Annotated in this window: 10 protein-coding genes; 8 read left to right on the top strand and 2 right to left on the bottom strand. The window is 47.5% G+C overall.

Translation table 11 applies throughout. The features are described from left to right. Positions 1-37: 37 nt before the first annotated feature. The 6 genes from MB380_RS02375 (at position 38) to MB380_RS02350 (ending at position 9,687) form a co-directional block, all read left to right on the top strand. The gene (locus MB380_RS02375) at positions 38-991 is read left to right on the top strand and encodes a bile acid:sodium symporter family protein (protein ID WP_253532919.1); all 954 of its coding nucleotides are present in this window, start codon (positions 38-40) and stop codon (positions 989-991) included. A 32-nt stretch (positions 992-1,023) separates the two neighbouring features. Further along, complete coding sequence (locus MB380_RS02370) at positions 1,024-1,965, top strand: RraA family protein (RefSeq protein WP_253532917.1); 942 nt, start codon at positions 1,024-1,026, stop codon at positions 1,963-1,965. A 106-nt stretch (positions 1,966-2,071) separates the two neighbouring features. Further along, positions 2,072-3,301 carry a mandelate racemase/muconate lactonizing enzyme family protein gene (locus tag MB380_RS02365; protein ID WP_253535508.1) on the top strand — a complete coding sequence of 410 codons (1,230 nt, stop codon included), beginning with the start codon at positions 2,072-2,074 and terminating at the stop codon, positions 3,299-3,301. Positions 3,302-3,402: 101 nt separating this feature from the next. After that, positions 3,403-4,233: a fumarylacetoacetate hydrolase family protein gene (locus tag MB380_RS02360; protein ID WP_253532915.1), complete on the top strand. Its 831-nt coding sequence runs from the start codon at positions 3,403-3,405 to the stop codon at positions 4,231-4,233. 497 nt (positions 4,234-4,730) lie between these two features. Continuing rightward, entirely contained in the window at positions 4,731-7,862 is a 3,132-nt protein-coding gene (locus MB380_RS02355; protein WP_253532911.1) for a TonB-dependent receptor, read from the top strand. 13 nt (positions 7,863-7,875) lie between these two features. Next, a complete protein-coding gene (locus MB380_RS02350) occupies positions 7,876-9,687 on the top strand; it encodes a RagB/SusD family nutrient uptake outer membrane protein (protein ID WP_253532909.1) in 1,812 nt (603 codons plus the stop codon). On the opposite strand, the gene MB380_RS02345 is transcribed toward MB380_RS02350, so the two are convergent. Continuing rightward, positions 9,688-9,834, bottom strand: coding sequence for a hypothetical protein (locus MB380_RS02345; RefSeq protein WP_253532907.1), 147 nt, complete (start codon positions 9,832-9,834; stop codon positions 9,688-9,690). A 142-nt stretch (positions 9,835-9,976) separates the two neighbouring features. Between MB380_RS02345 and MB380_RS02340 the strand changes: the two genes are divergently transcribed. Both MB380_RS02340 and MB380_RS02335 read left to right on the top strand, forming a co-directional pair. Further along, positions 9,977-11,080, top strand: a complete 1,104-nt coding sequence (locus tag MB380_RS02340; RefSeq protein ID WP_253532905.1) for an endo-1,4-beta-xylanase — start codon at positions 9,977-9,979, stop codon at positions 11,078-11,080. 90 nt (positions 11,081-11,170) lie between these two features. Further along, positions 11,171-11,509, top strand: coding sequence for a hypothetical protein (locus tag MB380_RS02335; RefSeq protein ID WP_101726758.1), 339 nt, complete (start codon positions 11,171-11,173; stop codon positions 11,507-11,509). Between the two features lie 49 nt (positions 11,510-11,558). On the opposite strand, the gene MB380_RS02330 is transcribed toward MB380_RS02335, so the two are convergent. After that, a complete protein-coding gene (locus tag MB380_RS02330; protein ID WP_253532903.1) occupies positions 11,559-12,722 on the bottom strand; it encodes an aldose epimerase family protein in 1,164 nt (387 codons plus the stop codon). Positions 12,723-12,726: the final 4 nt, after the last annotated feature.

Genomic DNA, 12,726 nt, shown 5'->3' with positions numbered 1-12,726 from the left:
CTTTCCACCATTCAAAAATCATTATTTAATCAAGCTGATGAAACTCAAAGATTACTGGTACACCCTGGGCATTATTTTCCTTGTTATAATAGGCTACTATTTCCCGCACAGCTTTACCAGCATCGGGGGTGTTAAACTCAACACTTTCATCAAGCCTGTTTTACAGGTAATTATGCTGGGCATGGGCGCTACCATGACCATTGATGATTTTGCCGAAGTCTTCAAATCTCCGCTTAAAGTACTGGTTGGTCTGGTATGCCACTTTACCATTATGCCATTTTCAGGGCTGGCGTTATCCATGATTTTCGACTTCCCGCCTGAAATAGCCGCCGGCATTATACTCATTGGCAGCAGCCCAAGCGGCCTGGCTTCAAATGTCATGGCCCTAATGGCCAAAGCCAATGTGGCGCTTTCTGTTACCATCACCACCCTCTCTACGCTGGTGGCTCCGGTAATGACCCCTTTTCTGATGAAATCGCTGGGCGGAGGTCTGATAGCCGTAAATTTCTGGGATATGTTCTGGGATATGTCGCAGATGGTCATATTACCGGTGGTAATAGGTCTGGCCCTGCATAAATTAATACCGCGTCTGATGGCCCGGTTCAACCGGGCGCTTCCGGTTTTTTCTATGCTGGGTATTGCCTACATTATTCTTATAGTAACTGCCAGTGGTGCCAGCTCGCTCAAAACGGTTGGCTTGCTATTAGTGGTTGTAGTCATAATTCATAACATTTTCGGGTATGCGCTCGGTTATTTTTTCTCGCGCCTGCTGAAGTTCAAAGAGGCAGACGCCAGAGCCATATCACTGGAAGTAGGAATGCAGAATGCAGGACTGGCCTCAGCGCTGGCCAATGAAATGGGCCGTATTGCCACAGTAGGCGTAGCAGCAGCCATCTTCGGGCCGGTTATGAATATTTCAGGGTCTATCATTGCCAACTATTGGAGCAAACGCCCTCCTGAAGACCCAGACGCAGCAGTCGCAGGTCATTAATCCCATTGTCAAACCTTAAACCGCTCATAAGCATGCTAAAAATTTATCTGGGCATTTTGCTTCTTTTCGGAGCTGCAACCCTGCAGGCCCAACAAATATCAAAAGAGTACCTATTACACCTGACACGCGAATGGAAGGGTGAAAGATTTGCCGACGGCAGGCCTAAAGTAGATGACGCCCTGCTGAAAAGAATGAAAAAAGTAACGCTTGAAGAAGCCTGGGCGGTATTGCGCAACCATAATTATAAATACCAGTTTGAAGGAAACTGGCAGACCATCAACCCCGATTCGGTACTGGTAGGCAGGGCGGTAACTGCCACTTTTACGCCCGGCAGGCCAGACCTGCAAACAGCCATTGACGACAAAGGACATGAAAAAGACGGCCGGATTAAATCGCAGAACGCCTGGCCGATTGACCTGCTGGTAAAAGGAGATGTTTATGTGGTGGATCAGTTTAACGCCTACGAAGACGGCCCAACCATTGGCGACAACCTCGGCAACTCTATCTATGCCAAAACCGGCAACGGCATCGTGTACGAAGGCGCCCTGAGAGACTTAAACGGGCTGAAAGAAATAGGCGGGTTTACTTCTTTCTTCAGAAGCTATCATCCATCGCACCACCTCAATGATGCCAAAAGGGCTTTAAATACCACCCTGGTTGGCATCAATCAGCCTACCCGTATCGGTAAGGCCACCGTAATGCCGGGCGACATAGTACTGGGCCGCGAAGGCGGCGTTGTTTTCATACCGCCGCATCTGGCCGAAGAAGTAGTAAAGGTTTCGGAGGTAGTAAGGCTACGGGATATGTTCGGCCATCAGCGGCTGCGCGAACAGAAATATACACCGGGGCAGATAGACAACCGTTGGTCAGACGACATCGAAAAAGATTTTTCGCAATGGTTGCGTGAACACATCAACAAACTACCTGTTGACCCGGCACAGATTCAGGAGATTCTGAAACAAAGAACCTGGTAACCCAGCACCAACCAATCATATTCCACCCGGGAGCTTGCCTCTCGCTAAACACATTTAAAAAGTGAACAGAAGAAATTTTTTCCAGAAAGCAGCAATCAGCTCAGCCATGGCTGCCACTTCATTTTCAACATTCGGAAATGAATTTATTCAGGCCGTAGACAGAGCCCCTAAAAGTTCGGCGCCCACAGACCTGAAAATCACCGACATCAAGGCGGGCTACATACGCGGCGGCCATAGTTTATTTGTAAAAATTTACACCAATCAGGGTATTATCGGGCATGGAGAAGGGGTGGATGCCACACCCGGCACCTATCATCTGGTCAAATCAATGGGCAGGCGTATTCAGGGCCAGAACCCCCTGAATGTACACAAACTGTTTGAGTCTATCCGTAAATCAGGCTTTTTTGAAGGCGCCCAGTCGGGTATGTTTGTGGCCGTGCTTACAGCGATAGAAACCGCCCTTTGGGACATTGCCGGCAAAGCGCTGGGTGTACCGGTGTATCAGCTACTGGGTGGAAAGTTCAGAGATACCGTCAGGGTTTACATGGATACCGCCCTTTATCAGAACCAGTTGCCCAAACCAGAAGAATTTGCCAAAGCTGCACGCGAAGCGGTAGATATGGGCTTTACGGCTGTTAAGTTCGACCTCGACCAGGCCAATGACCCTAACAAATATGACCGCTTTAACTGGACAGCCAGCCCGGCCGAGTTGCAACGGATGTACGACCAGATGGCCGCTGCCCGCAAAGAGGTAGGCCCCAAAATTGATATATGCGCCGATATGCACGGCCGCTACGACGCCACCACCGGCGAGCGGGCCGCCAAAATGCTGGAACCACTGGGGCTGATGTGGCTGGAAGAACCCATACCGGCCGAAAACACAGATGCTTACAAAAAAATAGCGGCCTCTACCTCTACCCCTATCTGTGCCGGAGAAAACCATTACCTGGCCTACGGTTTCAGACCTTTGCTGGAAAGCGGCGCCGTAGATATCATCATGCCCGACCTGCAAAAATGCGGGGGGCTGGGCGAGGGCCAGCGAATTGCCAATCTGGCCAACCTTTATTACGTGCCGTTTGCCCCGCACATGGTGGCCTCTTACCTGGGCGCCATGGCCTGCGCCCATGTGTGTGCTTCAGTACCCAATTTTATGATTATGGAATGGCAGATTTACTTTCATAAAGACCCGATGTTTAAAGAAATTGTCACCTTTAAGGGCGACATGGTTGAAAAAAACGGGTATATCAGAGTAAGAGACGAACCCGGCATCGGGGTAGAAATCAACGAAGAAGGCATGAAAAAATATGCCACACCCGGCGTACCGTTTTTTGAGTAACTTATCCGATACACTTTGCTGACAGACTATCCAGGGTAATTCCGGCGTGCCGGAATTACCCCTATCTTACTGAAAAACATAATCAATGCATACCAACCCAGATGAAAATATACAACACAACCCAGGGCCCTTTTGTAGCACATAAAGACCAATTCTACTCGTTTGCCGAACTTAGCTTTGATTCCCTCGTCAATCAGCCCGGTCTTTATCAATGGCTGCTTCAGGCCGTTTCCACCCGGCAACCAGCACAAAATTTTGATTTAAACCCGGCTTTGTTACCACCTATTGTTTCACAGGAGGTTTGGGCCTCTGGGGTTACCTACCTGCGCAGCAAAAACGCCAGAATGGAAGAATCTAAAGACGCAGGCGGAGGCGATTTTTATGACAGGGTATATGAAGCCGGGCGCCCCGAGATTTTTTTCAAGGCCACCGCGGCCCGAACCGTAGGCCACGGGCAGGGCGTAAAGATTCGCCGGGATTCCAACTGGAATGTCCCTGAACCTGAATTAACGCTTTTTGTTAACTCCGGCGGTGAAATTGCCGGATATACCATTGGCAATGACATGAGCTCCAGAGACATTGAAGGCGAAAACCCCCTGTATCTGCCTCAGGCAAAATCTTACGATAAAAGCGCAGCCATCGGCCCCTGTATATGGGTAACAGGGCAGCCAATAGACCGCGAAACTGAAATCAGACTAACTATTGAAAGAGAAGCAACCGTAGTATTTGCAAACGCTACCCGCCTGAGTCAGATGAAAAGAGGACTCCAAGAACTGGTCAGCTACCTGACATTCGAGTGCAGTTTCCCCAATGGTTGTTTTCTGATGACAGGCACCGGAATTGTGCCGCCAGACAGCTTTACTTTGCAACACAAAGACATAATCCATATTTCCATTGATGGTATTGGTACGCTCACAAACTGGGTGGAATAAAAACCGCATCAGCGTAGGTTCGGTCTTTTTCTCTTATGCTGATGCTATCTTTTCAGGGCTGACAGCCAGCCCGGCATTATATTAAAATGATGCCCTGATAACATCTGAAACACAAAATATAACCGAAATCAAGATAACCCAATAATTAAAACTATTCACAACATAATACAATTTAGCATTACAGGCCTGGTACCGTATTGTATTTTTTATAGATTATTTAGTAAGATACCAAAAATTTTGCTGTTTTTTTTACGAAAACACTGCTGCTGTTTTAGGCTTCTGATACGCCAGGCAAGCAGCCAAAAGTAATGCCGGCGCTACGCTCGGCAACGTTACCGATAGTTGGCGTAAAATATTTTGTGTCAATTTGACACCATTTACTTGCCTTTATCATAGCAGGCACTAGTTTAGGGTTTTAATACCGAAAAGTTCAAAAACTACAATTTTGGATGTCAGGTATTGGAAATTGTACTTTTCATATAAACCTATTTTCTTTTATGATTAAAATTTACAACCTTAAACAACAGTTAACGTGTTGGATGTGGGTTTCGGTTTTATTGCTGTGCCCGCTGCTACTGGCAGCCCAATCAAAATCCTTAACCGGACAAGTCACCGACGCATCTACCAAAGAGCGCTTACCCAGTGTAAGTATTACCGTAAAAGGCACCAAAAGAGGAACCACGACTGACGTGTCGGGTAATTTCAAAATTGACGCTGCACCCAACGAAACCCTTGTGTTCAGTTTTTTAGGCTATGTTACCAAAGAGATAGCCGTTGGCAACCAGACAAATATCAGTGTAACACTAGACAATAATACCTCCACAGACCTGGAAGAAGTAATTGTGGTGGGCTACGGAACCCAGAAAAAACGCGACATCACAGGTGCGGTTGTCTCGGTCTCAGAATCAACCCTGAAAGAAGTACCAGCCCCTAACCTGTTAAACTCACTCAAGGGCAGGGCCGCCGGTGTATCTATTGTAAGCAACGGGTCTACTCCGGGCAGCCAGGCAACTATCCGTATCAGAGGTAACCGTTCTATCACTACAGGTAATGGCGACGGACTCGACGGCCCGCTGGTGGTAGTAGACGGTATTCCTTTTGGTGGCCTGAACGACATTAACCCGGACGACATCTCCAGCCTTGAAATATTAAAAGATGCATCTGCAACGGCCATTTTCGGTTCCAGAGGCGCCGGAGGGGTAATACTGATTACCACCAAAAGAGGCCGGACAGGCAAACCCGTAATTACATATGACGGATACCATGGCGTAACCAGTATCATGGGCAAATACAATGTCATGAATGGCGCCCAGTATGCCAAATTCAAGGAGCAGTCTGCGGCCTTAAACACACAGGGTGCCGGTACAACGGCCTATCCGCTAACAGAAGAAGAAAAAGCCAACCTGGCCGCCGGGGTATCTACCGACTGGCAGGACTTGCTCTATAAACCCGGCTTCAATACCAGCCATCAGCTGGGTTTGCAGGGAGGTGTGGAAAACACACAATACGGGCTGGGTATTGGCTACTTCAATGAAACCGGAATCATGCCTAATCAGGATTTCGACCGGATGAATATCCGCGCTACCATTGACCAGAAAATAGGCAAGCGCATAAAAATAGGCCTGAACACCATCAATACCCTTACCAGAAGAAACGACCCTGCCGGTGGTGGTGTACCTACCGAACTGGTGCGCTTGTCGCCACTGGTTAAGCCTTACAACGAAGACGGCACCATAAACCTGAACCCTAAAAAGGGAACCATTGAAGCACAGGCGGTGAGTCCGCTTACGCTGATTACCCGCGGCAGCGATATCATTTCAAACGAGCGGTCTATCAGAACCTTCAACAGCCTGTATGCGGAAGTAAACATCCTTGAAGGCCTCAGATACCGCTTCAATGCCGGATTAAACTTCAGCCAGGTTCATTTTAACGGCTATGGGCCACCCAATACTTTTGTAAACACAGGTACTGAACAAAGTGTATCAAATGCCGATATCCGCAATACCGAGTATTGGGACGTGAACCTGCAACACCTGTTGTACTACGACAAAACATTTGCCGGCAAACACAAAATTGGCCTTACCGCCCTGTATGAGCTTACTAAAAATCATAACCTGGGCAGCAGCTTTAACGTAAAAGGCGTACCGGCCGATTACATCAAAACAGCCAATTTCTCTTTGGCCTCAGGCCAGCCTACGGGTAATGGTAGTTTTGCAGAAACCGGTCTGCTTTCTTATATGGCTCGTTTAAACTATACCTTTAACGACCGATACACCCTTACGGCTACCTTCCGCCGTGATGGCTCATCAACCCTGTCGCCGGGAAACCAGTACTTTAATTATCCGGCTATTGGCTTAAACTGGAACATCATTGACGAACCCTTCATGAAAGGTCTAACCTTTCTAAGCAATTTAAAACTGAGAGGGGGCTGGGGGATTTCGGGTAACCGTAACGTTGGCGCCTATGCCACGCTGGGAGCGCTTTCGACAGGTTATTATAATTTCGGAACCACTACCGCAGGGCAGGTGCTGGCTTATACCGTAACAAGTCTTCCTGCCACTAACCTGGGCTGGCAATCTACTTCACAGTCTGATATTGGCGTGGAAATCGGATTATTTGATAACCGGATCGTGGGTACATTAGATGTCTACCAACAACAAACCAAAGACATTCTGTTGTCGGTAAACCTGCCTGAAAGTAACGGGGCGGGGTCAACCTTAAAAAACCTTGGCAAAACAGAGGGTAAAGGTCTTGAAACCTCATTAACCTTTGATGTACTGAGAAACAAAAACGGTTTCAACTGGAGCCTGGATGCCACCTACTTCTTCAACCGGGAAAAAATCACCCAGTTAACCACCCCAACCGAGCTAGACAATAAAGGTAACTTCTGGTTTGTGGGGCATCCGCTTACCGTAATTTACGACTACAACAAAATAGGCATCTGGCAGCAGGCCGATGCAGACAACGGAACGCTGAAAGCGCAGACCTCACCGGTACAGGTTCCGGGTGAAATCCGGGTAGAAGATGTTGATAAAAATGGGGTAATAGATGCCAACGACCGCAAGATTATCGGCAATTTCCAGCCCAAATGGGAAGGAGGCCTGACCAGCAGAATGTCTTACAAAGGATTTGACCTTTCAATAGTAACTTTTGCCCGCATGGGTATGAAAGTAGTAGTTCCTTATCTGTCTGGTACGTCAGGCGGTGGCTCAGGCTTTGGGTTCCTTAACCAGGGGCGTTCAAACCAGCTGGTAATGGACTACTGGACACCGGAAAACCCTACGAATGCATTCCCTAGACCTGACGCAGGTGGTGGGGTACGCAACTTTACATCTACCACTTCCTACCAGGACGGCTCGTTCATCAAAATGAGAAGTATCAACCTAGGATATTCATTTGACAGCAAGGTAATCAGCAAAATTGGTTTCTCTACCGTTCGCGTTTATGTCAATGCCACCAATCCGTTTATCATTTACTCTCCGTTGGTTAAAGCCAAACTGGCTGTAGACCCGGAAGGCAACGGATACGGCAACACCATTCAGGGTGGCAATTTCAACCGCTTTGTAACAGTAAACCTCAACAACCCGCCGGTACGCCAGTTTACGTTAGGTGTAAATCTTAAATTCTAATTTTTGAAAAGACATGAAAAAAATAAAAGTTATACTCATCATCGCAACGCTGTTTTCTAGCCTGGGTTGCGAAAAAATTCTTGAAGAACACCCCCAGTCGCAGATAGTACCTTCATTTTTTAACAGCCCTGCAGGGGTTCTGGGTGGTATTGCCGGGGTATACAACGAAATCCGTAACCAGTGGGGCACCGAAGGTTTCTCTTCTGAAATGCAGGCCGGTACCGACGAATTCATTCAGGGTGCCAGTAGCGGTGGCGGACCTGTACACACTTTTAACGGCCTGAACGGCACCAACTTCGGTTCTGCCTGGGCTACCTCGTTTACCTGTATCAATACCCTGAATGGTGTGTTGAAATTCGGACAGGACATCTCATTGCCCGAAGCCACCAAAAAACAATACCTGGCACAAGCCAAGTTTCTGAGAGGTTTCTGGTATTTTTATCTGGTTCAGACCTGGGGAGATGTGCCGCTGAATACCGAGTTTATTACCGTACCGTCTCAAAGCGCCAAAAGAGACCCGGCATCTGAAGTTTACAAGCTGATTATACAAGACTTAACCGAGGCCGCAGCCGCATTGCCAGACAAACCTACGGCTCCGTTTCTGGGCAAAGCTGCTACCAAGCCGGTGGCTCAGTTCTTTCTGGCCAAGGCCTACCTTACACGTGGCTGGCTGACAGGCTCGCAGGCAGATTATGCCGAAGCAGCCAAAATTGCAAGCGATATTATTGCCAACAAAGCCACTTATGGCCTGGATCTCTGGCAAGACTTTGGCGATGCCTTCGTGCCCGCTAATGACTACGGCAAAGAAACCATGTTTGTGAGCGATCACATGCTCGATGCCAAGTTTGGCTATTACACAGTTGGCGCCGGTGCCAGCGCCGGGGGTGCACAAAACCTTACACCCTGGTTTACGAACTGGAACTACCCCAACAACAGTGGGGTTAACTCTTTCGTTAATGCTTCCGGCGTTCTGGTTAACTCGGGTACATCGGGCATGATCCGTGATTCTTATTATGGCCGCCCGTATCAACGCATTCGTCCAAACAGTGTCAAACAAACATCCGGCGAATACACCGGCAAGAACTACTTTCTTGACCAGGCCTTTGTCAGAAGAGACATTGACGCCAGGTACGCCAATACCTTTTACTCGGTTTACATTGCCAATACCAGTGTTACCAACACGCCATCTTCTGCCAATAACAAACGCGGCATTGGCTATACTACCCAGATAGGGATAGATACTGCCGTATGGCTGCCTGACTTTGAGGTTGTGGGCGCGCCGCAGTTTTATGGCACCAGGCCATTTAAGGGCATCATTGCTCCACCCAGCCTTTGGAAGGCCGACTTATACCCGGCCATCAAGAAATTTATGGACCCCAGCCGCGGCAGTAACTTCAATGACCCTTCTACCCGCCCGGTGGTAATTACCCGCTTTGCAGAGGTGTATCTGGTAGGTGCCGAGGCTTATCTGCAAGCCGGAGACAAAACCAAAGCTGCCGAACTGCTGAACGTGATACGCCAGAGAGCGGCTTACCGGAAAACCAACACGGCCGCGCAAAATGCTGCCGCAGCCGAGGCCATGTTAATTAAACCGGAAAACGTAACCGTAGACTTTATTCTGGACGAAAGAAGCCGGGAGCTGTTTGGAGAATGGATGAGATACCACGACCTGGTACGTACCAAAACGCTGGTAAAACGTGTAAAGGCCTGGAACAACGAGGCCGCCAATTATGTGAAGGATTTTCACATGCTGAGACCTATTCCGCAATCGCAGATTGACCGGACGGTGGAAGGCCCTAAGTTTCCGCAGAACCCGGGATACTGATTAGGTCTGAATGAATTTGCACTCGCTTACCTTAACTGAATAGCTGTTCAGACGTGGCTCAGGCAACCAACCATGATACCGCCACCGCCTTTCAGGCGTGGCAGATTCATGGGCCTGATTCACGCCGGGCAGAAACACCTCAGTCATATTAGAAAGTTTACAGTACCAATAACAATAGTAGTTTCGTTTCATACAAGTTGGTCTAACGTCTGTATATTATAGGCGTTAGATTTTATTCAGAAGCGTCATAACCCCATTTCATAGTAATTTTACTTTTAATAATACCCACATGAGAATAAAGCTGTTCATCATCATTGCCTGGGTGGCTGTCTTGTTTGCCAACTTCACCTTTCAGGACAACACCAAAAAAGCCAAGACCCTGAAAGAGGCATTTAAAAAAGACTTTGCCATTGGTACCGCCTTGAATACCGCACAAATTGAAGAGCGTAACGCTGCCGTAAATGAGCTCATCATTGCTCAGTTTAACAGTGCCACACCCGAAAACATTATGAAGTCTGCCCTTTTGCACCCCCAATGGGACACCTACGATTTTACTTTGGCAGATAAGCTGGTAGCTTATGGAAAAAAGCATAAGATTAAAATAAACGGGCATACACTAGTTTGGCACAGCCAGCTACCCGGGTTTATCCGTCGTATCCAGAGTGCCGACTCCATCCGAATGTTCTTTACCGACCACATCAAAACCGTAGCCGGCCGTTATGATGGACAGGTGTTTTCATGGGATGTAGTCAATGAGGCGCTCAATGAAGACGGCACCCTCCGAAAATCGGTTTTTCTGCAAAAATTAGGAGAGGGCTACATTACGGAGGCTTTCCGGCTGGCGCAGCAGGCATCACCCAAAAGCGAGCTTTATTACAACGATTACAATAACGAGCAACCCGCCAAAAGAGCCGGATGCATCAATCTGATAAAGAAAATTCAGCAGGCCGGGGTAAGAATAGACGGTGTGGGTATTCAGGGGCATTGGCATCTGGGTAAGCTACCACTTAAAGACATCGAGGAGAGCATCCTTCAGTATGCTGCCCTGGGAGTTAAAGTGATGTTTACAGAGCTGGACATAGAGATTTTACCAAGGAATTTTCAGGGGGCAGATGTGGGCCAGCGTATGACAGCCAACGCGGAGTCGAACCCCTACCCTGATGGTTTACCCGAGGCGGTTCAGAATCAGCTGGCTGATGATTATGAAGCGCTGTTTAAATTGTTTCTGAAACATAAAGACAAGATTACCAGGGTTACTTTCTGGGGTGTAAATGACGGCGACAGCTGGCTGAACAACTGGCCCATCAGGGGCAGAACCAACTACCCGCTATTGTTTGACAGAAACAATCAACCCAAACCGGCCTATTATAAGGTTTTAGGCCTCAGACAATGATATTACCGCCTGAAAACCTGTTTATGAATGTTTAACTTTTTTATATCTAATATCTTTTTTGTTTAATTATTCAATTAAAATTTATCAACTATGAAACAGCTTTTTGTATTAATGCTGATGCTGGGTGCATTGACAGCTTTTGCACAAAACCCCATTGATGGCAACTGGAAGGGGTCTCGTGAAACCCCGAATGGTACCTTTGAAGTAACCTATACTTTTAAAGTAGAAGGAAATGAACTAAAAGGAACCTGGAAAACACAATTTGGAGAGACCAAACTTGAAAACGGGAAAGTAGATGGCAAGAAGTTTTCTTACAGCATTTCGTTTAATGACATGACCATCGCCAGCACCGGTGAACTGATTAATGAGAATGAAATTATTGTAAAAAACGAGAGAGGCGAAATGAAACTAACCCGCCAGAAACCGTAAAAATAACGAGGCCCTTATTCTGTTATGAGTAAGGGCCTTCTTGTTTTATTTATCTGGCAGAAAAACTATAAACCGTAGTAGTCTGATAGGTTTCTCCGGGTTTCAGCACCGTAGTGGGGAATTTTGGTTGATTGGGCGAATCGGGATAATGTTGGGTTTCCAGACAAAAACCTGTGCGGAATTGGGCAGGAATACCGCCTTTTCCGATCACGGTTCCATCCAGAAAATTACCTGAGTAAAACTGAATGGCCGGCTCTGTGGTAGACACCTCCATCAAACGGCCGGTAGTAGGTTCATAAACAGATGCTACTTTTTTCAATTTATTACCGGCTTCGGTAAATACCCAGCAATGGTCATATCCTTTGCCGTACATAATCTGAACATCCTTGGGGTCATTGATGCGCGCGCCTATTGAATGCGCCGTCGTAAAATCGAAAGGTGTTCCGGCTACGGCTTTCAACTCTCCGGTAGGTATAAGGGTTTCATCTACCGGCAAAAACTTATCTGCCAGCAGGGTTACTTCATGACCCAGAATATCTTTTGTGGCATCACCCGTCAGGTTAAAATATGTATGATTGGTCAGATTCACAACCGTCGCCTTGTCGGTAGTAGCCTTGTAATCTATTTTTATAGCGTTATCTTTCAGTAGGGTATAAACTACCACTACTGTCAGTTTACCCGGATACCCCTCTTCTCCATCTGCCGAAGTATAGCTGAGTTTCAGTTGGGGTTCTGCTCCGTCAACTGCTGTGGCTGTCCATAGTACCTTATCGAAACCCTTTTTACCACCATGCAGGGCGTTCACTCCATTGTTTTGCGCAAGGGTGTACTGCTGCCCATCAAGGCTGAATTTACCCTTGGCTATGCGGTTACCATAGCGGCCAATTAAGGCGCCAAAGTAAGGTACACCTTTCAGATACCCGCCCAGAGAATCGCAGGCCAGGGTAATGTTTGCAAACCTGCCGTTTTTATCAGGCGCCTGCAGGCTTGTAATGGTGCCGCCGTAGTTAGTAATTTGTACCTGCATGCCACTGGCATTGCGCAAGGTATATAAGTCGGCCGTTGTGCCGTCCGGTAATTGGCCGAAAGCTGCTTTTTCAATGGTGTTCACTTTGGCAGTGTCTGTCATTTGTGTATTTTCTGATGTTTTAGAGGCACAGCTCTTAAACAGGGCCATTCCGCAAAGAAGTACACCCAGTGTTTTTAGATTCATAATT

This window comes from Emticicia sp. 21SJ11W-3 (assembly GCF_024138715.1).
GTDB classification, from domain to species: Bacteria; Bacteroidota; Bacteroidia; order Cytophagales; family Spirosomataceae; genus Emticicia; species Emticicia fluvialis.
This window is presented reverse-complemented; position numbering and strand designations above follow the sequence as displayed.

Bases quoted from the DNA above. Each gene is read 5' to 3' on its own strand.
- MB380_RS02375 (WP_253532919.1), top strand. From the start codon at position 38: ATGAAACTCAAAGATTACTGGTACACCCTGGGCATTATTTTCCTTGTT.
- MB380_RS02370 (WP_253532917.1), top strand. From the start codon at position 1,024: ATGCTAAAAATTTATCTGGGCATTTTGCTTCTTTTCGGAGCTGCAACC.
- MB380_RS02365 (WP_253535508.1), top strand. From the start codon at position 2,072: ATGGCTGCCACTTCATTTTCAACATTCGGAAATGAATTTATTCAGGCC.
- MB380_RS02360 (WP_253532915.1), top strand. From the start codon at position 3,403: ATGAAAATATACAACACAACCCAGGGCCCTTTTGTAGCACATAAAGAC.
- MB380_RS02355 (WP_253532911.1), top strand. From the start codon at position 4,731: ATGATTAAAATTTACAACCTTAAACAACAGTTAACGTGTTGGATGTGG.
- MB380_RS02350 (WP_253532909.1), top strand. From the start codon at position 7,876: ATGAAAAAAATAAAAGTTATACTCATCATCGCAACGCTGTTTTCTAGC.
- MB380_RS02345 (WP_253532907.1), bottom strand. From the start codon at position 9,834: ATGACTGAGGTGTTTCTGCCCGGCGTGAATCAGGCCCATGAATCTGCC.
- MB380_RS02340 (WP_253532905.1), top strand. From the start codon at position 9,977: ATGAGAATAAAGCTGTTCATCATCATTGCCTGGGTGGCTGTCTTGTTT.
- MB380_RS02335 (WP_101726758.1), top strand. From the start codon at position 11,171: ATGAAACAGCTTTTTGTATTAATGCTGATGCTGGGTGCATTGACAGCT.
- MB380_RS02330 (WP_253532903.1), bottom strand. From the start codon at position 12,722: ATGAATCTAAAAACACTGGGTGTACTTCTTTGCGGAATGGCCCTGTTT.